The sequence below is a fragment of the Mycobacteroides sp. PCS013 genome (genome assembly GCF_049532645.1).
Taxonomy (GTDB): Bacteria; Actinomycetota; Actinomycetes; order Mycobacteriales; family Mycobacteriaceae; genus Mycobacterium; species Mycobacterium gwanakae.
Genome location: NZ_CP150131.1, coordinates 3,561,126 through 3,581,922, shown reverse-complemented (window position 1 = coordinate 3,581,922; position 20,797 = coordinate 3,561,126). Strand labels below are relative to the sequence as shown.

General features: G+C 63.3%; 20 protein-coding genes and 1 riboswitch. Of the genes, 7 read left to right on the top strand and 13 right to left on the bottom strand.

The annotated features are described in order from the left end of the window. Window positions 1-118 precede the first annotated feature (118 nt). From RHO23_RS17870 to RHO23_RS17855, 4 genes are read right to left on the bottom strand one after another with little or no spacing between them, the layout of a single operon-like run. Entirely contained in the window at window positions 119-1,660 is a 1,542-nt protein-coding gene (locus tag RHO23_RS17870) for an APC family permease (RefSeq protein ID WP_423488109.1), read from the bottom strand. After that, window positions 1,653-2,552, bottom strand: a complete 900-nt coding sequence (locus RHO23_RS17865) for a universal stress protein (protein WP_423488108.1) — start codon at window positions 2,550-2,552, stop codon at window positions 1,653-1,655. The genes RHO23_RS17870 and RHO23_RS17865 overlap by 8 nt, the downstream gene beginning before the upstream one ends. 2 nt (window positions 2,553-2,554) lie before the next feature. Continuing rightward, window positions 2,555-4,498 (bottom strand): primary-amine oxidase, encoded by a 1,944-nt coding sequence (locus RHO23_RS17860; protein ID WP_070941490.1) that lies wholly within the window; start codon window positions 4,496-4,498, stop codon window positions 2,555-2,557. Between the two features lie 2 nt (window positions 4,499-4,500). Continuing rightward, on the bottom strand, window positions 4,501-5,937 hold the full coding sequence (locus RHO23_RS17855; RefSeq protein WP_423488107.1) for a gamma-aminobutyraldehyde dehydrogenase: 1,437 nt from the start codon (window positions 5,935-5,937) through the stop codon (window positions 4,501-4,503). 158 nt (window positions 5,938-6,095) lie between these two features. On the opposite strand from RHO23_RS17855, the gene RHO23_RS17850 reads away from it, so the two are divergent. Together RHO23_RS17850 and RHO23_RS17845 are read left to right on the top strand one after the other, a co-directional pair. After that, a complete protein-coding gene (locus tag RHO23_RS17850; protein ID WP_081349466.1) occupies window positions 6,096-7,613 on the top strand; it encodes a PucR family transcriptional regulator in 1,518 nt (505 codons plus the stop codon). A gap of 106 nt (window positions 7,614-7,719) precedes the next feature. Then, a complete protein-coding gene (locus tag RHO23_RS17845) occupies window positions 7,720-8,340 on the top strand; it encodes a TetR family transcriptional regulator (protein ID WP_030096286.1) in 621 nt (206 codons plus the stop codon). Here RHO23_RS17845 and RHO23_RS17840 read toward each other — a convergent pair. The 3 genes from RHO23_RS17840 to thiC all read right to left on the bottom strand — a co-directional run bounded on the left by RHO23_RS17840 (window position 8,337) and on the right by thiC (window position 11,445). Beyond that, a complete protein-coding gene (locus RHO23_RS17840; protein ID WP_423488106.1) occupies window positions 8,337-8,981 on the bottom strand; it encodes an alpha/beta family hydrolase in 645 nt (214 codons plus the stop codon). The genes RHO23_RS17845 and RHO23_RS17840 overlap by 4 nt on opposite strands. Beyond that, window positions 8,978-9,811 (bottom strand): bifunctional hydroxymethylpyrimidine kinase/phosphomethylpyrimidine kinase, encoded by an 834-nt coding sequence (gene thiD / locus RHO23_RS17835; protein ID WP_423489251.1) that lies wholly within the window; start codon window positions 9,809-9,811, stop codon window positions 8,978-8,980. The genes RHO23_RS17840 and thiD overlap by 4 nt, the downstream gene beginning before the upstream one ends. A 2-nt stretch (window positions 9,812-9,813) precedes the next feature. Beyond that, a complete protein-coding gene (thiC, locus tag RHO23_RS17830) occupies window positions 9,814-11,445 on the bottom strand; it encodes a phosphomethylpyrimidine synthase ThiC (protein WP_057968777.1) in 1,632 nt (543 codons plus the stop codon). Then, window positions 11,436-11,544, bottom strand: a riboswitch (TPP riboswitch). It overlaps the preceding gene by 10 nt. A 216-nt stretch (window positions 11,545-11,760) precedes the next feature. Here thiC and RHO23_RS17825 point away from each other — a divergent pair. Both RHO23_RS17825 and RHO23_RS17820 read left to right on the top strand, forming a co-directional pair. After that, window positions 11,761-13,497, top strand: coding sequence for an MFS transporter (locus RHO23_RS17825; RefSeq protein WP_057964158.1), 1,737 nt, complete (start codon window positions 11,761-11,763; stop codon window positions 13,495-13,497). Between the two features lie 45 nt (window positions 13,498-13,542). Further along, window positions 13,543-14,841: a hypothetical protein gene (locus tag RHO23_RS17820; RefSeq protein ID WP_418037186.1), complete on the top strand. Its 1,299-nt coding sequence runs from the start codon at window positions 13,543-13,545 to the stop codon at window positions 14,839-14,841. Here RHO23_RS17820 and RHO23_RS17815 read toward each other — a convergent pair. From RHO23_RS17815 to RHO23_RS17790, 6 genes are read right to left on the bottom strand one after another with little or no spacing between them, the layout of a single operon-like run. Further along, window positions 14,804-15,352, bottom strand: a complete 549-nt coding sequence (locus tag RHO23_RS17815) for a hypothetical protein (protein ID WP_418037188.1) — start codon at window positions 15,350-15,352, stop codon at window positions 14,804-14,806. The two genes, RHO23_RS17820 and RHO23_RS17815, sit on opposite strands and share 38 nt — an antisense overlap. Then, window positions 15,349-15,942, bottom strand: coding sequence for a hypothetical protein (locus RHO23_RS17810; RefSeq protein ID WP_423488105.1), 594 nt, complete (start codon window positions 15,940-15,942; stop codon window positions 15,349-15,351). Before RHO23_RS17810 ends, RHO23_RS17815 begins: the two co-directional genes overlap by 4 nt. Continuing rightward, window positions 15,930-16,613, bottom strand: coding sequence for a hypothetical protein (locus tag RHO23_RS17805; protein WP_423488104.1), 684 nt, complete (start codon window positions 16,611-16,613; stop codon window positions 15,930-15,932). Before RHO23_RS17805 ends, RHO23_RS17810 begins: the two co-directional genes overlap by 13 nt. A gap of 43 nt (window positions 16,614-16,656) precedes the next feature. Beyond that, window positions 16,657-17,457 carry an exodeoxyribonuclease III gene (locus tag RHO23_RS17800; protein ID WP_070923077.1) on the bottom strand — a complete coding sequence of 267 codons (801 nt, stop codon included), beginning with the start codon at window positions 17,455-17,457 and terminating at the stop codon, window positions 16,657-16,659. A gap of 9 nt (window positions 17,458-17,466) precedes the next feature. Next, a complete protein-coding gene (locus RHO23_RS17795) occupies window positions 17,467-18,366 on the bottom strand; it encodes an N-acetylglutamate synthase, CG3035 family (protein ID WP_070923076.1) in 900 nt (299 codons plus the stop codon). A 14-nt stretch (window positions 18,367-18,380) separates the two neighbouring features. Continuing rightward, on the bottom strand, window positions 18,381-18,974 hold the full coding sequence (locus RHO23_RS17790; protein WP_030096298.1) for a peptide deformylase: 594 nt from the start codon (window positions 18,972-18,974) through the stop codon (window positions 18,381-18,383). A 176-nt stretch (window positions 18,975-19,150) separates the two neighbouring features. Between RHO23_RS17790 and RHO23_RS17785 the strand changes: the two genes are divergently transcribed. From RHO23_RS17785 to sodC, 3 genes are all read left to right on the top strand, one after another. Next, a complete protein-coding gene (locus RHO23_RS17785) occupies window positions 19,151-19,498 on the top strand; it encodes a DUF3263 domain-containing protein (RefSeq protein ID WP_030096299.1) in 348 nt (115 codons plus the stop codon). A 61-nt stretch (window positions 19,499-19,559) separates the two neighbouring features. Beyond that, a complete protein-coding gene (locus RHO23_RS17780; protein ID WP_030096300.1) occupies window positions 19,560-20,024 on the top strand; it encodes a LytR C-terminal domain-containing protein in 465 nt (154 codons plus the stop codon). 51 nt (window positions 20,025-20,075) lie between these two features. Beyond that, window positions 20,076-20,795 (top strand): superoxide dismutase[Cu-Zn], encoded by a 720-nt coding sequence (gene sodC / locus RHO23_RS17775; protein WP_064409695.1) that lies wholly within the window; start codon window positions 20,076-20,078, stop codon window positions 20,793-20,795. Window positions 20,796-20,797 lie beyond the last annotated feature (2 nt).

Below are 20,797 nucleotides of genomic sequence, written 5' to 3'. Positions count from 1 at the left end.
TCCGGCGATCTCAGTGTGTCGCCGTGGAGTGCATCTGGGAATGGACGATTTGTCCACCGATGGTTCTTGGATACGCCGTTCTGGCGTGAATGGCCACCTGTGTCGATGACATGGCTGCCTACTCGACGAGCGGAGCGGTGTCGCGAGTCAGGGTGCGGCCCTGGAAGAAGTCCGGACTCTTGACGCGCATGATCAGCATGAGCACCGCACCGAACGCCAGAATGCCGAAGCCCAGATAGAACACCAGGCCGATGCCGCCGATCGAGGCGCCGCTGCCCGTCTTCTCCGGATCCATGCTCTCGCGCACGGAAATGACGAACACCGCTGCCAGCATGAGCCCGCCCAGGAGCGGGAAGAGGAACTTGTACACCACGTTGTGGGCATTCTGGAAAAGCTCCGTGCGGAAGTACCACACACAGGCGAAGGCGGTGATGCCGTAGTACCAGCAGATCATGATGCCAAGGGCCGCAATGGTATCCAGCAGGGTGCGGTCCGATAGCAGGCTGACGACGGTGTAGAAAACGGCCGTCACCGCGCCGGCCACGATGGTGCTGAAGGTGGGTGTCAGGAACCGGGGGCTGACATCGGCGAATTTTTTCGGAAAGGCGCCGTAGGTGCCCATGGCCAGCATGGTGCGGGCGGCGGGCAGCGAGGTGGTCTGCAGGCTCGCCACCGCGGAGGCGAATATCGCGAGCAGCAACAGTGGGCCGAACCAGCTGCCCAGCACCGGGTTAGCAAGGGCGCCAAAGACGTTGTCTTTGTTCTCCTCATTCGCAAGACCCAGATCCGTGTCGCCCACGCCCGCGAACATCATCACCGCGACGGCCACCAGGAGGTAGGTGAGCAGGATCGACAGCACGCACAACAGTCCGGCACGGCCGGGCACCTTGGTCGGATCCTTACATTCCTCGCCGAGGGTCAGGCAGGTGTCCCAACCCCAGAACGCGAAGATCGATCCAATGAGCCCAATGACAAAGGCGCTCAAGGTTAGTCCGGTCAGTGGATTGAACCAGTCCAGGTCGAAATCGAGATGTCCGGCCATGCTGGGTGCCTTGGTGATGGCGACGACCGCGAAGATCACCAGCACGATCATCTGGAACCCGACGAGAACATATTGAACCTTCTCGCTGGTGGTGATTCCGCGGCTGGAGATATAGGTGGCGATCGCCAGCAGCGCCACGGTCGAGATGATGTTGACGGCCTTGTTGTTGGCGAGTTCGCCGATTGTCTGATGGTGGGAGACGGCGCCGAGGAATTGGTACCCGTACTGCACCCCGATAGACGCCAGGTTGGACAACACGATGATGGTGGCGATCACCATTCCCCAGCCACACATCCAGCCGATGTAGGGGCCAAATGCCTTGGTGGACCAGGTGAACGAGGCGCCGCAGTCGGGTGCGCGCGAATTCAGTTCCCGGTAGGCGTATGCGGTCAGGAACATCGGTATGAAACCGGCGATGAGGATCGCCGGCATCTTCAGGCCGACAGCTGCAACGATCAGGCCGATACTGGCCGTAAGCGTGTATCCGGGCGCGACTGTGGAGATGCCGAGGACGGCGCCGGTGAAGGTTCCGATACGCCCGGCGGCGAGCCCTTTGGAGATGAGTCCCTCGGTCTGCTCGGCCTGTTCCAGCTCGGTGCGGGCAACACTTTCAGTCACGGTTGGCTTCTTCCTTGGGGATCACGACCATGGGCACCTGCAGCACCCGAAGCATCTTCGCGGCCGTCGATCCAAGGAAGAGTCGCCGTGGCTGCGCAAGACGGCTGGAACCCACCATGATGATGTCGCCTTCGTGCCAGTCGAGCTTGTTCACGGCGGCTTCGATAGTGGGTCCTTCGGCGACGATTGAGGTGACCGGGAAATCCGGTGGGAGAATCAGTTTGGCGGTCTCGAGGGATTGTCGGGCATGGATGGCAGCACGTTCACGTGCCGACTGGTCGTCGTCACCGCCGGGAATCGGGTCGAATGACACCAGGGACACCAGCCGCAGCGGTGCTTTCGCGCGCTGGCAGGCCTGCAACGCGGTGTCCAGCAGCACGTGTGCGCCGGGCCGGGTTCCCATGGCGCACGTGACTTCCCGAACGCGCAGGTTCTTCTGGTAGCGCGCACCACGCGGCGAGATCACCAAAGGTATGGGGGAGGAGTGCACGAGTTCGTTGACCACCGATCCCAGGGAGAGACTGCCGACCAGCCCGCCGCCAGAGCCACCGACCACGATGGCTTCGGCGCCCAGGGCCTCGCTTTGGGCGATGAGACCCTCGGCGATCGACTCGTGAAAGCTGATATGTGTCTCGACGGTGAGATCGTCGGGAATGGTGGCCTCGGCGTGCTTGAGCCAGTGAGTGGCGTTCTCGGACAAGATGTCCTGGCGCTCTTGCTGTGGAAGGGGTGCCAGGATGGGTCGGTCCAGTGGCAGCACCATGCACAGATCGAGATGCGCCCCCGGGGAGCGGGCGATCTGTGCGCCGACGGCGAGCGCGTCATCGCCGCCCGGAGTGGCCAGGTATGCAACGGCGATCCGTTTGGCACCTCTCGTGGCGGCATCGTTCACGGCTAGGCCTCCTCGTGTCCTGACGTGTGACAGCTCTTCGGCGGGGTGGGTGCGACATCGAGCGAGGGATTACGGTCGAAGAATCCGACCGGCTTGAGCCAGAAGTTCACGGTGTCGACGGGCATGATCGGCCAGTCTTCAGGACGGGTGATGTGATGGATACCGAATACGTACCACAGCACCACATCAGTGTTTTCGATGGAGCGGTTGCTCTCAGTCCAGGCGGGCAGGCCGTGGTCTTCCTTGCTCTGGGTGACGAATTCTCCTGCGGGCCAGCGCTCGTCGGGTGAGTTTGGCGTCACCCAGAGGGTGTGCTCGATGGCGCGGCAACGTGCCAGCACCGGGGAAGACGGGTCGAACATCGCCGGGATTGCCGCACCGGGCACCAATTTGTACGCCGGTGCGGTGCCGATACCGTTGCGAGTGTTGTCGTTGACGACCTTCCAGGCACGCTGAGTCTGCCAGCAGAAGTCCTGTTTGCCTTCCGATTCGGTGCGCAACGGGGTGTTGCGCTGCCGCAGGGACAGCCCGTATGGATTGGCAGGGCCGACGGGCTCGATCTCGGTTTCGCTGGCGTAGACGGTGTTTTCGGTGCCGTCGATATCCAGGTCGAGTCTCGCGACAAGGAAGTGCTGGTGGTACGGCGCGTACGTCCGGTTGTCGACCAGGGTTCCATGCGGATGCGCCGCGCCCTCGGCGAAGTTGCTCACCACCATGATTCCCGTTGCACGGACCTCACATTCGATGTTCCCGTCCTGATAGAACCGCCAGTACGTGAGGTATTCATAGTTGGCGACGGTGACGTGGAAGGACACCGTGAGCCGACGCATGCGGCGCACCTCGGCGCCATGGTCGTGATCGACGTGCTTCCACAGGACTGCGTTGTCCTCTTCGTGAATACAGATCGCGTTCTTGATCGTGTACGGCTCGCCCTTGCTGTTGTGCAGCACCGCATCGAGGTAGCGAATCTCACCGAGACAATCGCACCCAAGTTCCAGCGAGGTGGTCATGAAGCCGATGCCCCACTCACCGATATCGAAAGCTGTTCTTCGGTAGTGATCCTCGCAGTGGTCCCGATACGGCACCATCATCTCGGCGAAGGACATGCGGTTGGCGACCGACCGCACCGTTCCGTTGTCGTTGTAGGTCACCGCATGCAGTGTCATGCCCTCGCGGTAGTTGAAGCCGACCCGCAAGGACCAGTTCTGCCACTGGAGTTTGTTTCCCTCGATGGTGAAGGAGGTGCCCTCGGGCTGAGTGATGTGCAGTGGCTGCAGCGGCTCCCGGGTGCTCTGCTGACGCAGTCGTTCCGGTATGTGCCGGGGCGCGTATTCGCCCATCATCTCGGGCCGCGGTACGGAGAAGGTGTCCTCGATCTCCAGCAGCTCCATGCTGTTCATATCGATGATGCAGTGGAATCCGTTGACGGGGCCGGCATAGGGATTGGCGCCCGCACTCGAACGCACCCAGGTATCCGACCATCCAAGGCGCCTGCCCTTGTACTTCTCGGGCATGACGGCATCGCCGTAGGTCCAGGTGTCCATGAACACCAGGTCCATATCGGTGATGCCGCGTTGTGCCAGTGCGGCGATGACCTCGGGGTGGCGGCGCAGAGCAGCGTCCGCTTCTTCCCATTCATCGACCGTGAAGTTCGGTTGCACCCCGGGAATGTGCTCCCAGGACAGCACTTCGCCAGTGGTCAGCGAGACGACCGCCTTGTAGGTGGCGTTGCGTGAGGTGTCCAGGCAGGTGGCAAGTGCACGGCGATCAGGCCGGGTGCCGTTGTTGTCGAAGGCGGCGATATCGGCCTTCGAGGGCTCGGCGAGTTCGATGGAGGTGTATCGCCAGTGGCTTCCGACGTCGCATGTCTGCGCCAGAATCTTTGCGACCGTGGTGAATTCCTCCGCCGCGAGGGGATCAAGGGGGTGGAAGGTGTCGGTTGCCATTGCTAGTGCGCGCTCATCACATGTTTGATCCGGGTGTAGTCCTCCACGCCGTAGGCCGAGAGGTCCTTGCCGTAGCCGGAGTACTTGAACCCGCCGTGAGGCATCTCGGCGACCAGCGGAATATGGCAATTGACCCACACGCAACCGAAATCTAATTCACGCGTGAATTTTTCGGCGGTTTCGTGGTCCTTGGTCCACACACTGGAGGCCAGTGCGTAACGCACTCCGTTGGCCAGCCGGACGGCTTCGTCAGCGTCGTCAAACGATTGGACGGTCAAGATCGGCCCGAAGGTCTCTTCCTGGACGATTGAATCCTCCTGGCGCACACCGGTGACGATGGTGGGCTCGATGAAGAACCCCTTGTCGCCCCAACGTTTTCCGCCGGTCACAACCGTCGCGTGTGCGGGCAGGTTATCGAGTTTCTTGGTGACCGCGGTGAAGTGGTTGATGTTGTTCATGGGCCCGTAGAAGCTGTCGGCGTCATCGGGCAGGCCCGGCCGCAGAGTCTGTGCCGCAGAGTTGAGGGCGCTGACGAACTCGCCATGGATCGACTGGTGCACGATCACCCGGGTGGCGGCCGTACAGTCCTGGCCGGCGTTGAAGAAGGCGGCCTGTGCGATACCGGTGGCCGCCTTGTCGATATCGACGTCACCGAACACCACGACCGGGGCCTTGCCGCCGAGTTCGAGGTGGCTGCGCTTGAGCTGTTCGGCTGCCGAGGCCGCCACGGCGATACCGGCCCGCACCGACCCCGTGATCGACACCAGGCCGATGGCGGGATGACTCACCAATTCGGAGCCGGTGGTCGCGGTACCCAACACAACGTTGAAGACGCCGTCGGGCAAGATCCCCTTCGTCAGCCGGGCCAGCACCAGTGTGCTCTCCGGGGTGGTGTCGCTGGGCTTGAGGACGATGGTGTTCCCGGCTGCCAGCGCGGGGCCGATCTTCCAGATGGCCATCATGAATGGGTAGTTCCACGGGGTCACCTGTCCGACAACCCCGATGGGCTCGCGCCGAACATAGGAGGTGAACCCCTCCATGTACTCGCCGGCAGATTTGCCTTCGACAAGTCGCGCAGCTCCCGCGAAGAACCGGAGCTGATCGGCGCTCACCGTCACCTCTTCGGCGGCGATGACTGCCTTCGGCTGACCGGTGTTACGGCATTGGGCCTCGACGATCTCGTCGATATGCGCCTCGATCGCGTCGGCGAGTTTGAGCAGCGCCTGCTGCCGGACGCTGGGTGTGGTCTTGCCCCAGGTGGCGAAGGCACGTTCGGCCGCGCTCACCGCCGCGTTCACGTCGTCGGCATTGGACACGGGGGCGCGCCCCACCACCGACTCATCGACCGGGTTGATCAGGTCGATGGGCTCGGTAGATTTCAGGGATAAGGAATCGACGAACTGGCCGTCAATGTAGTTCTGCAGTATCGAGTCCGGCATGTTGCACGTCCATCCGTCGAGGGAATCCGTCTAAGCACGTCAAGAAAGCACGCAGACAACCAGTGTGCGACAGGACACATCCCTGATCATCCGACAATTCGGGGAATCTTGGCGGTGTTTTTCACCATTCTGTACAGTCCCGTGAGGTGACTGTTCCGGTGCGTTGGGTGTTGGATCAGCCGGACCTGAAACTCACCTTGAAGGGCGGCGCCGCGGGTGTGGGGCGCGAGATCAATTTGGCGCTCACCACAGAACTCGCCGACCCCGCCCAATGGCTATCCGGTGGAGAGCTGGTGCTCACCACCGGTATCGGTCTGCCCACGACGGCGCCGGAACGGCTGGGCTATCTACGGGCGCTGGATGAAAATGGGGTCGCCGCACTGGGATTCGGTACCGGTCTGACATTTGACGAGGTGCCGGGGGAGTTGGTGGCTGCGGCCGACGAGCTGGGTATGCCGTTGTTGGAGGTGCCTCTGCGCACTCCCTTTGCCGCCGTGGTCAAGGCGGTGAGCACGCACATCGCCGAACTGGAGTATGACGCGGTGCTACGCGCATCGCGGGCGCAGCCCCGGATCACCCGCGCAATCGTCAACGGAGGTGTGCAGGCGGTCACGGCGGAGCTCGGGCGGTCGCTGCGTGCCAACGTCGTGGTGCTGGACTCGGGTGGCACGGTGATCGCCAGTCATCCACGCAATCTGGATGTCGCGACGATCAATCTGGTCCGCGGCGCATTGACCCCGGGTGTATCGGCCGTCGCGCAACAACTGGACCCGGAAGTTGCCGTTGCGCAACAGACGATCGGGGTGGGCGGTACGTCTTACGGAGTGCTGGCCGTTGTCAGTAGGACGCCCTTGACCTTCGTGGATCAGGTGCTGCTGGGGCATGCAAACTCCTTGCTGGCCTTGGATTTCGATAAGCCGTCGCGGCTGCAGGACGCGCAGCGGCAGTTGAATGGGCAGGCGCTGGGGCTGCTGCTCGGCGATGAACGGAACCTGGAACCGGTATGGGCGCAACTGGCGCAAGCCGCCGACGGGCGCGGGCGGATCCGGGCGCTGGTGGTGGATGCCGAATCACAGGCGGCGCTGCGGCGGGTGCAGTCTGCGGTCACCCGTGCCATGGAGTCTGCGGGCTACCCGGTCTTTGCGCACGCCGCCGAGTCCCGCCTCATCGTCGTAGTGCCGGGATCTGAGACCGCCGAATTCGCCCGGAAATTGTTCATCGACGTGGATGGACGCACGCGCAAGGGGCTGCGAGCCGGGTTGAGCGGAGCGCACGCGGTGGGGCGGTTGGGTGATGCGGTACAGAACGCGAAGCTCGCCGCATCGGTGGCCGAGCGCGGTGGCACACCGCTGGAGTTCACCTCGCTCGCCGGCAGCGCGCTGCTGTCCTTCGGCGCGAGTCGTGAGGTGCTGATCGCCGTTGCCAATGCGACGTTGGCGCCCATCGTCGAGCACGACGCCAATCACGGCACCGACCTGATGGTGTCCCTGCGGGCCTATCTGGAGGCGAACGGCCATTGGGAATCGGCGGCCGCTGCGGTCGGTGTACACCGCCATACGCTGCGCAAACGTATCGAGACGGTACAGGCGCTGCTGGTCTGTGACCTGGACATCGCACGGGTACGCGCGGAGCTGCTGCTGGCGATGCTGGCGGGAACGCCGAACACCGGGATCTGAATCAGGACCGCGAAATCGCAGTGCGCGGGCCTGCGGTAGTGCTACCTTATTTAGAACAGGTTCCAGTTTCGGGGTTATTTATGCAGGTGAAAAGATCGTGAGCGCCATGGTTGAAGTGTCACCGGTGCGGCCAGCCGCCATGCCGTCGACCCGGCGCCAACATGAGCAGTACAAGCGCATGCTCGACGCGGCCGAAGAACTCGCGATGACGCGCGAGCTCGACCACGTCCAGATGCACGACGTCGCCAAGCACGCCAACGTTGCCATCGGCACGTTGTATCGCTACTTCCCGACGAAGCGGCATCTGTTCGTGTCGGCTCTCGTCCGGGAATCGGAACGGCTAGTGGGCCGCATTCCCGTCTCTCCGGACGGGAAGGAAACGGCGGCCGACCGGGTGGGCGAAGCGCTGGTACGGGCGCTGCGCGGCCTGACACGGCGCCGCATGCTGGCGATCGCGATGATTCGGTCCTCCAACTCGGCGTCGCTGGCCGAGGTGCCGGACCTGATGCAGGTCGAGAAGCGATTCCACGAGCTGATCTCCGAGGTGGCCGGTCTTTCCGATCCGTCCGAAGAGGATGAGGCCGTGATCAGGCTGCTGGTGCACCAGTGGTTCGGCTGCATTCAGGTGTGCCTCAACGGTGGTCTCACCGTGGCGCAGGCCGAGGCCGACCTGCGGCGAGCGGCGCAGTTGCTGACGTGCGACTGGCGCACGGTCGGCGAGGGTTAGGCTCCGTCGGTTCGGTTCAGAACCGTCAGTGCGGCGTCGATGGCCAGGGCCGGGACGTCGATTGTCTTGGACCCCAAGTCGTGACGTGCGCCGGTGATTTCCACGATCGTCGCTCCGCCCGGGATCAGGACCGACGCCGCTTTGATTTCGGCGATGGTGCCGAACGCATCCGAGGTGCCATGGGTGAACACCGTCGGAACCGCGATGCCAGGCAGATGTTCGGTGCGAAGCCGATCGGGCTTACCGGGCGGATGCAGCGGGTAGGAGAACAACGTCAGGACGTCGATGATCGGTCCCCTTTCCGATACGAGCATCGAGGTCTGGCGCCCGCCATACGAATGACCGCCGGCCAGGAGCGGGCCGTCCACCATGGCACGAGCCTTCTCGATCACCTCGGCGATACCAGCGCGGTCCTTGTCGGCCGATGAGGCCGAGGGCGGACCGCTGGGCCGGTTGCGCCGGAAGGGCATATCGAAACGTAGTGCCAGCCAGCCGCGTTCGGCCCACGCCGTGCACAACAAGCGCAGCATGGGGGAGTGGCAGCTACCGCCGGCGCCGTGGGTCAGCACCACGGCGCCATGCGGCTGCCCGTCGGGGTGATGCGCAATTCCGGCGATATCCGGAAGTTCCTCGGTGCTCACACGTTGAGTCTAAAGAGGGCCGATACCGGGCCGTGGCCTCGGCCAAGTGGATACGCGGCTCGCAGGCACTCGGTGATCCACCGTTTCCCGAATGCCACTGCCTCGACCACGGAAAAACCATGGGCCAGTGCGCAACTGATAGATGCGGCGAGGGTGTCCCCGGCGCCGTGATCATGGCCGGTGTCCACCCGCTCGACGGGGAAGTAGTGAAATTCGGTCCCGTCGAAGAGCAGGTCGGTGCTGGTATCGCTGGATCGAAGGTGCCCACCCTTCACCAGCGCCCATTGGGGCCCGAGGGCATGTAGTTTTCGCGCCGCTTCCTTTTGCGATTCCTCGTCGACTACATCGACGTCCACGAGCAGGCGTACCTCGTCCAGATTGGGAGTGACGAGTGTTGCCAACGGAAATAACTGTGTGCGTAGGGCATCCAGCGCACTGGGGTGCAGCAGCGGATCGCCGTGCATGGACGCGCACACCGGATCGACGACCAGGGGCACGCCAGGCGCCAGGTGCGACCATGCCTGCGCGATGGCCTCGATGATCGGCGAGGAGGCCAACATCCCGGTCTTGGCGGCCTGGATGCCGATATCGGTGATGACCGCGTCCATCTGCGCTGCCACCACCTGTGGCGGAATCTCGTGAAAGTCCCTGACACCCACCGAGTTCTGCACGGTCACCGCGGTGACCGCCACGCATCCGTGCACGCCGAGCAGTGCCATGGTGCGCATATCGGCTTGGATACCCGCCCCGCCCCCGGAGTCGGACCCGGCGATGGTCATCGCACGCACCGGGGTGACTCCTGGCTCCGGGAGGGGCAGGAAGGTGTTCATGCTCACGCGATCGGCAGATAGACCCGGTTGCCGTGTTCTGCGAACTCCGCCGACTTCTCCTCCATGCCGCGTGCCAGCATCGCGTCGATGTCCTCCTGGGTCTCCAGACCGTTCTGGGCCGCGAACTCCCGGATATCGGCGGTGATGCGCATCGAGCAGAACTTCGGGCCGCACATGGAGCAGAAGTGCGCGGTCTTGGCCGGCTCGGCGGGCAGCGTCTCGTCGTGGAATTCGCGGGCGGTGTCCGGATCGAGTGACAGATTGAACTGGTCATCCCAGCGGAACTCGAAGCGCGCCTTGGACAATGCGTTATCGCGCAGTTGTGCGCGCGGATGCCCCTTGGCCAGGTCGGCGGCGTGGGCGGCGATCTTGTAGGCGATCACGCCGTCCTTGACGTCCTTGCGGTCAGGCAGCCCCAGATGCTCCTTGGGGGTGACGTAGCACAGCATTGCCGTACCGGCCTGGGCGATGATCGCGGCGCCGATGGCCGAGGTGATGTGGTCGTAGGCCGGGGCGATATCAGTGGCCAGCGGACCCAGCGTGTAGAACGGAGCCTCCTCGCAGAGCTCCTCCTCAAGCTTCACGTTCTCGACGATCTTGTGCATCGGAACGTGGCCGGGGCCTTCGATCATCACCTGCACGCCATGGGATTTGGCGATCTTTGTCAGCTCGCCGAGGGTACGCAGCTCGGCGAACTGCGCCTCGTCGTTGGCGTCGGCAATGGAGCCCGGGCGCAGGCCGTCGCCGAGCGAGAAGGTCACGTCGTAGCGCGCCAGGATCTCGCACAGCTCCTCGAAATGGGTGTAGAGGAACGATTCCCGGTGATGTGCCAGGCACCAGGCGGCCATGATCGAGCCGCCGCGCGAGACGATGCCGGTGACACGCTTGGCGGTCAGCGGCACGTAGCGCAGCAGCACCCCGGCATGCACGGTCATGTAGTCCACGCCCTGCTCGGCCTGCTCGATCACGGTGTCGCGGTACAGCTCCCAGGTGAGGGCTGCCGGGTCGCCGTTGGTCTTCTCCAGCGCCTGGTAGATCGGCACCGTGCCCACGGGGACGGGCGAGTTGCGCAGGATCCATTCGCGGGTCTGATGGATGTCCTTACCGGTGGACAGGTCCATGATGTTGTCGGCGCCCCAGCGGATGGCCCAGACCATCTTCTCGACTTCCTCGGCGATAGAGGAGGTGACGGCCGAGTTGCCGATGTTGGCATTGATCTTCACGCCGAAGGCCTTGCCGATGATCATCGGCTCGCTCTCGGGATGCTTGTGGTTGGCCGGGATCACCGCGCGGCCCATCGCGACCTCGCTGCGCACCAGCTCGGCGGGGACACCCTCGCGGACGGCGATGAACTCCATCTCGGCGGTGATCTCACCGGCGCGGGCACGCTGTAGTTGCGTGCCGCGATCGGTCACGATCCCGGCGCGCGGCGGCAGACCCTTCTGCAGATCGATGACGGCATTGGTGTCGGTGTACGGACCGGAGGTGTCATACAGGTCCAGATGCTCACCGTTGGTCAGGTTGACGCGGCGCTGCGGCACCCGCAGGCCGCTGCCGAGCTCTTGGTAGATCTTCTCGCTGCCCTGGATAGGGCCCGTGGTGACGGTCTCGGGGGTACGTGATTGGTCAGGCATTTCTTCCTCCCTACGCCGGCATTACCCGGTCAGGTTCATACGGTCGACGGCCCTAGCCGTCCTCTCAGCGCACTGGTGTGCGCTCCCGTGTCTTTTTGTGTTGGGGCTGTTCGTTGACGAACACTGGCCACGCTACCTCGGCCTGCCCTACGGAGTGGCACGTGACGGCGAGATTGCATCGTCAGTTCGACATGACAGACGGTGGACGGCGGTTTTGGGAATATAGTTTCCCTTGCTAAAGTTGTGCACGGTGGTGTCCACAGACGGCCGGTCGGAGCTGCCCGCGTCGGGGAGAAGCGCGCAATAAGGGTGACGATGACTGAATTGATGACACGGACCGACGAGACAGCTGCGGATATCGCAACCGCCCGACGTCGTGTGCGGGTGGATCGCGACCATCCGCACTATAAGTGGGTGGCGCTGTCCAACACCACGCTGGGTGTGCTGCTGGCGACCATCAACTCGTCGATTGTCCTGATCTCACTTCCGGCCATTTTCCGCGGCATCGGTCTGAACCCGCTCGCTGCCGGGAACGTGAGCTATCTGCTCTGGATGCTCATGGGTTATCTGTTGGCCTCCGCGGTGCTCGTTGTGTTGTTCGGTCGCCTCGGCGACATGTACGGGCGAGTCCGGATATACAACATGGGCTTCGTCGTCTTCACCGTTGCGGCGGTGGTGCTTTCGTTCGACCCCTTCGACTACGGCGGTGGTGCGGTCTGGCTCATCGCCTGGCGCGTGGTGCAAGGGGTTGGTGGGGCCATGCTGATGGCCAACTCGTCGGCCATCCTGACCGATGCCTTCCCCTCCACACAGCGCGGTCTGGCGCTGGGCATCAACCAGGTGGCCGCGGTGGCCGGGTCCTTCCTGGGGCTGTTGATCGGAGGCGTGCTCTCCGAATGGGATTGGCGCGCCATCTTCTGGGTAGGTGTGCCGCTGGGCCTGCTGGGCACCGTGTGGTCGTACCGGTCGCTCGTCGAGATCGACCAACCCACGCCGGGAAAGCTGGACTGGGCCGGAACCGTGACCGTCGCGCTGGGGCTGACTGTGCTGCTCACCGGCATCACGTATGGCATTCAGCCGTACGGCAATTCAAATACCGGATGGGGCAACCCGCTGGTCTACGGATCGTTGATCGCCGGTGTCGCTCTGCTGGTGCTGTTCTGCGTGATCGAGTCTCGGGTGGCCGACCCGATGCTGGATATGCGCTTGTTCAAGAACCGTGCGTTCGGCCTCGGGAACCTGGCCAATCTACTGGCGTCGGTGGGTCGTGGCGGTCTGCAGTTCATGCTTATCATCTGGCTGCAGGGCATCTGGTTGCCATTGCGCGGATATAGCTATGAATCGACCCCGCTGTGGGCGGGAATCTTCCTGCTGCCCATGACACTTGGCTTCCTGTTGGCCGGCCCGGTGGCCGGTGTGCTCTCGGACCGTTATGGCGCCCGGCCGTTCGCCACCGGTGGCATGGTGCTGTCGGCGGTGACGTTCCTGGCGCTCATCGCCATTCCGGTGAACTTCAATTACTGGGCCTTCGCGGCGCTCATCTTTCTCAACGGGTTGGGATCGGCCATCTTCACCGCACCCAACACCGCGGCCATCATGTCGAGCGTGCCCGCCCATCAGCGCGGCGCTGCCTCGGGGGTGCGTGGCACCTTCTTCAACGCGGGCAACTCGCTGTCCATTGGAATCTTCTTCTCGCTCATGATCGTCGGGCTTTCGGCCACGATGCCGGGGGCGATGCAGTCGGGTCTGACCGCCCAGGGCGTGCCCGCCGCCACTGCCGCTGAAGTGGCCGGTACGCCACCAGTGGGCAGCCTGTTCGCGGCATTCCTCGGCTACAACCCCATCAGTGAATTGCTCGCTCCGTCAGGTGTTCTGGAGCAGCCGGGGGTCAACGCGGCCGAGCTGACCGGGCAGTCGTTCTTCCCGAATCTCATCACCGAGCCGTTCCATGCCGGTCTGGTGGTGGTGTTCGTCGCCGCCGCGCTGATGATGGCAATCGCGGCGCTCGCCTCGCTGGGCGCCGGCGGCAAGTACGCCCACGCGGAGGACTGAGCTAGCTACTATCTGCCCATGGCAACGTGGGGGATATCCGGTCCGGTGGATCTGCTGCGCCGTACGGGGATCTTGTGGTGGCGCTGCTGGCCGCGGTTGGTAGCGATCTACCTGGTTGGTTGGCTGACCCGTTATGGCGCATTGAAGCTGGCCATCTTTGTGTCTGTACACGTGGGAGGCCTGTGGGGTGATCTGGTATTCCCACTGGTTCCACTGGCCCGGTTGCTTACCTACGTCGCGATGTTCTGGGTGGTGCGTGGGGCAGTGGCAAACGCCAGGGCAAGTTGGACCGAAGCGACCAACACCGTTCTCCGGGCCATACTTCCGGTGTTTGTGCTGTTTGCGGCCTGGAAGCTCCATCTGGAGGACCGTGCCGGGTATCTCAACGTGCGGTATCTCGAGTACTACGGCTCGACTATGGACGGTCTTTCATCGGCTAAGACAAGCGAACAGATCAACCAGTACTTGAGTCCGACCGACTGGCGTATCTATGCCGTCATTGGTATCGCATTCGCGATCAGGATGCTGCTGACCCGATTTAGGGAAAAATTGCCCACCTGGACACAACTGCTCGCCCTGTACTTGGAGGCGGCATGGGTGCTTCTTCTGGTGACTGCCGCTGCGGACAAGCTGTTTGGCACTCCGGAGTGGATAAAAGAGCGTCGTGTTGTCGTGTGGTACCTGAATGAAAAGGAGAGCCTGCTCGCGAATCTCGGCCCATTCAGACACCTTTGGGAGTGGGCAACGCAATTCACCGCGGCGGCGATCCCCGCGGTCCTCATACCTTTGACATGGATTGCTATTGCGGCAGCGATTTACGGGATTCAGGCGATGGGTACCTGGTCGACGAGTGGACATGCATTCCTCGGCGAGAAACACGCGACCCGAGTCGCCAACGCAGGTCAGTCGGTGATGGGGCGAGTCCGGCCGCGGTGGTCGCGCGTTCCGTCGGGAATTCAGGCACGAACTACAGAATTCGCACGCGGCTTTCTTGGGATATTGGAGAAGCTGGCGGACTCTATTCGCGTGACCTTGCACGGTGGTCCGCTGATAGTGGCGACTTATGTGTTCGCGTTCATGTTCCTGGTGTTTCTCTACCCGTCAGGTTCCTACTACGAACCGCAGGTCGGGGAGGGTTTCGTCTGGCGCGCAGCAGTCAATCTTCTTGGTCCGCATGAACTCTCGTGGTGGTCCGTGTATGGCCAAGTGTTCATCGTCGCGATTGGTTCGTTCATCGAGCCGGTCAAGGTCTGCTTGGTAGCGGCAACATACGGATATTGCCTCGAGCGGTACAGCCTGGCGCACGCTAGCCAGGCGGAGACTCGAAACGCACTACCTCGTTGATATCCGACTTTGACTTACGGATGGTGACTTCCAGGCTCAGATCCGTAGCGTCGGGCGGGACCAGCCCGACCACCATGAACGGACCGGGTTCGGCGCAGAACGTCCGATAGCCCGTCCGCTTCAGGGAATCCTGAATCGAGAACATTGAGACATGGTTCTGTTTGGTCCAGCGACGACCGCGCCGGTCCACGATTGCGACGTCGCAGGAGACCTTCTCGACATCCGCGGAAGACAGCTGGTGGCCCGCTTTAGACCGGTCAAGCACGAACACCACGGCTTTGGTGCCCTTGGGAATCGGACTGTCGTACTTTCCAAGCGGGGGCGGATCGACCCGCCGGAGCCGCCAGTCGATGCCATCGACCGTTGCGGATTCGCCCGGCTGCACGACGAGAGCAGGCCGCTTGCTGTCGATGTCTCGCTCCCGGCGGGGTTGAACAATGAGGAACCAATACGTGGTGAGGGCTAGTGCGATCACCAGGAACGCCACACCGTTACGCTTCAGCCAAGTCATTCCGGGAACTTTCCCTCGTAGAGGTCGATGACGTCCCGATGAACAAGCGTGGAGGTCGGGATGTCGATGTCCAACTGCGTGTCGATACCCCAGCCGCGAGCGGCTCCGACATCGGCGTTCCTGGTACCGGGCAGGCTCCTAACGACGAGAGACATGGACCGCGGAGATTCGGGCAGGTCGAACACCAGCGCCGTACGCTCAGGAATCCCAGGCTGATTGAAGAGCTTCGCCCTGGACCTGGTGGCCTCGATTCTCAGGTCGTCGGCGTCGAGATACATGATGTGGTTTTGCACTGTCGTCAGGGTTTCGTAGACGACGTCCAGCACGATCCACTGCCCTTGGGTGCGCTCCGTGAAGTTCTCGGAACGGTCTTTGAACGTGTACTTCAGGGCCGATGCTGAGTACGCGCCGCGGATGGATATTGCGTTGTTTCTTCCCCGGGTCTGGTCAGAGGCGCTGCCGTGGACGGTAATGGGGCCGTAAGACTCTTGGAGGGTGGAAACGTTGGTGTACAACGTGATTGCCCCAACGAGCAGTAGTGCACTCAGGGTGGCTGGCGCGACCTTACTCGGCGTGTTCATGAGTCGCATTCGCGAAGAGTGGTGTGGAGAACGCCGTAAGACGGATGACTTTTAGGGGACTTCCAAGACTCGGAGCCAGCTGCGTCAGGTTTCCATTCGAGGTCGTTCAACCGGATGGCGATACTGTCTCCGGGGCGGATTCCCGGTCGGACGAAGGGGATTCCCCAAATGGCAAGTAGCTCAACTGTTTTTCCTGGAGGAAGTGAGTACATTTTTCCGGAACCGGAGTCTGAAGCGTATTCACCGTAATATTTGAACTCTGACGGCGTGGTGAGAGTGAATATCTCGCGGTACACCGTCGAGCTGTTCTTTCGTTCGTCGTCGAGGGTGACGTTGATCTTGTCGGTGTTCTTGACCGTCGCACTCAGTGCGATCAACTGGTAGGTGCTCGCATGGTACGTGAAGCGCCTCATCATCGTGGGGTCCAGCCTCGAGGCCGGGCAGATCGCAAAAACGGCGCGTGGGGTGATCCGCAGCGGCCCGTTGTCGTAGACATTCCCGAGCTCAATCGGGGTCGCAGGATCAGCCTGATCCAGTCCTCCGAATCCTGCGGTCAGGCCCAGTACGCCGACAACGGCCACGCGCCATAGGTTGTTGAGCGAAAAGCGGTTGAGAAAAGACCGTTTCTGCGGTTCATCGGGCTCGTTGTTCGGGCCGCCCGCTGGTCCATCCCCCGGCATGCGCAAATCATAAAGGGCGCATGCGGCGAGAAGATGGGAAAGTTCAGTCCAGATCGACGACGACCGGCGCGTGGTCGCTTGCGCCCTTGCCCTTACGTTCCTCACGGTCGATATGCGCGCCGCCCACCCGCTTGGCGAATTCCGGTGAGCCGAGGACGAAATCGATGCGCATCCCGCGCTTCTTGGGGAAGCTCAGTTGCGTGTAATCCCAGTAGGTGTACACGCCTGGACCGGGAGTGAACGGCCGCACCACATCGGCGAATCCGGCGTCGTTCATCGCGGTGAACGCGGTGCGCTCGGGCTCGGACACGTGGGTGCTGCCCTCGTAGGCCTCGACGCTCCAGATGTCGTCGTCGGTGGGTGCGATGTTCCAGTCACCCACCAGCGCCACCTGTGCCGCGGGATCGGCTGCGAGCCAGCCGGCGGCCTCGTCACGTAGAGCAGAGAGCCACCGCAGCTTGTACTGGTAATGCGGATCCTGCAGCGTCCGGCCGTTCGGGACGTAGAGGCTCCATACCCGCACTCCGTTGCAGGTGGCGCCCAGCGCTCGGGCCTCGGCGGCTTCCTCGACATCCGCACCGGACGCCCACCCGGGCTGACCCTCGAATCCGACGGTCACATCGTCCAGCCCGACTCGTGAGGCGATGGCCACTCCGTTCCACTGGCTCAGTCCCACGTGTGCCACCTCGTACCCGGCATCGGTGAACGCCTGCATGGGGAACTGCTTGTCGGAGCACTTGGTCTCCTGCATCGCGAGCACATCGGTGCCGGAGCGTTCCAGCCAGGAGATCACCCTGTCGGCACGGGCGCGGATGGAGTTCACATTCCAGGTGGCCAATCGCATGACGTCACCCTACTTTTCGATGCTGACAGCCTCGATACGTGCATACCGGTATCGGTGTTGTTCGGTAAAACCCAAGCTCGGGTACAGCGCGAGCGCCGCCGTGTTCTCCGCCCGTACCTGGACGTATGCGCGGTGCGCGCCCTGCGCGGCCCCCCAGCCCAGCAGTACCTCACACACCCGTCGGGCAAGCCCCCGGCGTCGATGGGTCTCGGCCACCCGTACCGCGGAAATTCCGAGCCAGCCCTCGGTGACGGCGCCGCGCGCGATGGCTACGGCGGGACCGTCATCGGCGACGGAAGCAAAGCCCAGTTTCCCGTCGATCACCGCGGTCAGCACCGGCACCGTCAGGGGGTGGCTATCTCCGCGCAGGGCAAGCCAATCCGGCGGTGGTGCCGGAGGCAGGGGCGGGCCAGCCGGCTCGCCCAGATCACGCACCATCACCACGGTTTCCTCGCTCGTCACCAGCGTCTCGGGCGGATGCACCAGCCGGTCGGGCAGGCACAACAGGGTGGGCAGCTGGTGTGCGGAGTACCAGGCACCCACATCGCCGAGCGACCGAGGGGATGCCGAATGCTCCAGTGGGACAGCAGAGTTGCCGCGATGTGTGTACCCGCCCGCGGCCCGCACGAACCATCCGTCCACCCAAGCGTGTTCGATACCCGGCCAGGCGAAGGCCGCTGCTCGCTGCGCGGATCTGATGTCCCGGTTCAGCACCGGAACTGGGGGCAATACGCGCACTGAGACGATATCGAGGGGCGAAATATCCACCACCGCACCGGATTTATGCAGTACCCGTACCGCCGGATGCGTTGCCACCAACTCGCCGACGGTGTCGGTGAACGGGGGCACCGAGCCGGCAGGCCGTTGGCTGCGGATGGCGACCCGCGTACCAAGTTCGGGCAGGGACACGGCGCCGGGTCGCTCTAGTGTCCGAACGGATCAGCGACTTGTCCTGGCGTCCAACTCAATCCGGGTACGCCCCAACCGTTGGACTTGACCGCGCGTTTGGCCGCGCGAGCGTTCCGGCCGATCAGCGTGTCTATATAGAGGAATCCGTCGAGGTGTCCTGTTTCGTGCTGCAGCATGCGCGCGAACAGATCGTTGCCCTCCAGGGTGATCTCTTTGCCGTCGGCGTCCAGGCCGGTGACCCGCGCCCAGTCCGCGCGTCCGGTGGGGAAGGACTCCCCGGGTACCGACAGGCAGCCCTCTTCGTCGTCATCCGGGTCGGGCATCGTCTCGGGGATGGCGGAGGTTTCCAGGACCGGGTTGATCACCACGCCGCGATGGCGGGTTCCGCCGCCGCGGGTGTCGGCGCAGTCGTAGACGAACAGACGCAGGGGCACGCCGATCTGGTTGGCGGCGAGGCCGACGCCGTTGGCGGCGTCCATGGTCTCGTACATGTTCGCGATCAGCTCGGGCAGATCGTCGGGTAGCGAACCGTCAGGACCGACCGGGACGGGCTCGGTTGGCGCATGCAGCACCGGGTCGCCGACAATGCGGATAGGAACAATAGCCACGGAAGGCAAGCTATCGGCTTGGTATTGAGAGCCGACGCGCGGGGTTGGCTAGCCGGAGTTGCGGTTTGAGCGTGGTTAAATATCGCCGAACCACAGTGTTGTTATTTTCAGTGTTGCAGTGAACGCGATCGATCAAGAGACAAGACGACAAACGCCCGGTTGGGTCAGGAGCTTTTATGGACGGCGCCCAGGCGCGAGCTGAGCAGTCGAAGGCTGCGAATGCTGGTCAGGACTCGCCTGCCGTCGGCTCAGACGGAGTCGAGATCGCTGCTGGTCTGAGCCGGCGCGAGCACGACATCCTGGCCTTTGAACGGCAGTGGTGGAAGTACGCGGGTTCCAAGGAAGACGCCATCAAGGAGCTCTTCGGCATGTCGGCCACCCGCTACTACCAGGTATTGAATGCGCTGGTAGATCGTCAAGAGGCCCTGGCTGCCGACCCGATGCTGGTTAAACGTCTCCGTCGGCTGCGGGCCAGCCGTCAGAAGGCCCGTGCCGCGCGTCGCCTGGGGTTTGAGGTCACATAGCTGTCTCGGAGCGGCCGGCTGAATAGGTGCTGGCGCCCTCGGACCGTAGAGTGGATTCACAATGAACGAACGCGTACCCGATTCTCATGGCCTGCCGCTTCGCGCCATGGTGATGGTGCTGCTGTTTCTCGGAGTGATTTTCCTGCTCGTCGGGTTCAACGCTCTCGGATCGGACAAGTCCGCGTCATCGGACTCGACGTCCACATCGGTCAGCGCCGCCGCAGCCCCCAAGTCGACGACACCGCCGCCCGCGCCTAAGCCGGAGGTTCGTGTGTACAACACCACCTCGGTGCCCGACCTGGCGCGGGGTGCCGCCGACCAGGTCACGGCCGCCGGCTGGAAGGTGGCCGAGGTAGGTAACCTGCCGATGCCCGAGGTGAACGTCACGACCGTCTTCTTCGGCAAGACCGCCGGAGAAGAAGAGGCCGCCCACGAAATCGCCAAGGTGCTCGGTGTTCAGGCCGCTCCGCGTGCACCCGAGCTCGTGGAACAGCCGCCGGGTGTCGTTGTCGCTGTCGCCATCTGACCGATCTGACGGATCGGCACTGCGGGTGCTACGCGTTGTAGGAGAGATGGCATGATGAGGCCCATGGTTAAGCCCGCCGTTCTCGCCGCCGGAACCCTTGCTGCCGTTGCCTTGTCCCTGAGCGGATGCTCCCCGGATCAGCCCGCCAGCACCACCCCGGGCACCACGCCTCCGGTGTGGACCGGTTCCACCGCGCCGTCGGCCGCGGGCGAGCACGGCGGACACGGGGGAGGCGAGCAGCCGATCCCGTCGGGCGAGAAGCTCAATGCCACGCTCAAGCTTGCCGACGGCACTCCGGTGGCGTCCGCGGAGTTCGTTTTTCAGGACGGGCACGCCATCATCACCGTGAAGACCACCGAGAACGGCAAGCTCACCCCGGGTTTCCATGGACTGCACATTCACTCTTTCAAGAAGTGCGATCCCAACTCGACCGCGCCGGCCGGCGGCACCCCGGGTGACTTCCTCTCCGCGGGCGGGCATTTCAACGTTCCCGGTTACACCGGTCATCCGTCCAGCGGCGACCTGGTGTCGCTGAACATTCTCAAGGACGGCTCTGGTGAGCTGGTTACCACCGCAGACTCGTTCACCAAGGATGATCTGACTGCTGGCAATGGCACTTCGATCATCATCCACGAGAAGGCCGACAACTTCGCCAACATTCCGCCCGAGCGCTACACCCAGGCCAACGGCACGGCAGGCCCCGACGACACCACCAAGTCGACGGGTGATGCGGGCAAGCGTGTGGCCTGCGGTCTCATCGACGCGGGCTAGCC

Bases quoted from the DNA above. Each gene is read 5' to 3' on its own strand.
- RHO23_RS17785 (WP_030096299.1), top strand. From the start codon at position 19,151: ATGGACGGCGCCCAGGCGCGAGCTGAGCAGTCGAAGGCTGCGAATGCT.
- RHO23_RS17855 (WP_423488107.1), bottom strand. From the start codon at position 5,937: ATGCCGGACTCGATACTGCAGAACTACATTGACGGCCAGTTCGTCGAT.
- RHO23_RS17845 (WP_030096286.1), top strand. From the start codon at position 7,720: ATGGTTGAAGTGTCACCGGTGCGGCCAGCCGCCATGCCGTCGACCCGG.
- RHO23_RS17860 (WP_070941490.1), bottom strand. From the start codon at position 4,498: ATGGCAACCGACACCTTCCACCCCCTTGATCCCCTCGCGGCGGAGGAA.
- RHO23_RS17800 (WP_070923077.1), bottom strand. From the start codon at position 17,457: ATGCGATTGGCCACCTGGAATGTGAACTCCATCCGCGCCCGTGCCGAC.
- RHO23_RS17815 (WP_418037188.1), bottom strand. From the start codon at position 15,352: ATGACTTGGCTGAAGCGTAACGGTGTGGCGTTCCTGGTGATCGCACTA.
- RHO23_RS17780 (WP_030096300.1), top strand. From the start codon at position 19,560: ATGAACGAACGCGTACCCGATTCTCATGGCCTGCCGCTTCGCGCCATG.
- RHO23_RS17825 (WP_057964158.1), top strand. From the start codon at position 11,761: ATGACTGAATTGATGACACGGACCGACGAGACAGCTGCGGATATCGCA.
- RHO23_RS17810 (WP_423488105.1), bottom strand. From the start codon at position 15,942: ATGCGACTCATGAACACGCCGAGTAAGGTCGCGCCAGCCACCCTGAGT.
- thiD (WP_423489251.1), bottom strand. From the start codon at position 9,811: ATGAACACCTTCCTGCCCCTCCCGGAGCCAGGAGTCACCCCGGTGCGT.
- RHO23_RS17805 (WP_423488104.1), bottom strand. From the start codon at position 16,613: ATGCCGGGGGATGGACCAGCGGGCGGCCCGAACAACGAGCCCGATGAA.
- thiC (WP_057968777.1), bottom strand. From the start codon at position 11,445: ATGCCTGACCAATCACGTACCCCCGAGACCGTCACCACGGGCCCTATC.
- sodC (WP_064409695.1), top strand. From the start codon at position 20,076: ATGATGAGGCCCATGGTTAAGCCCGCCGTTCTCGCCGCCGGAACCCTT.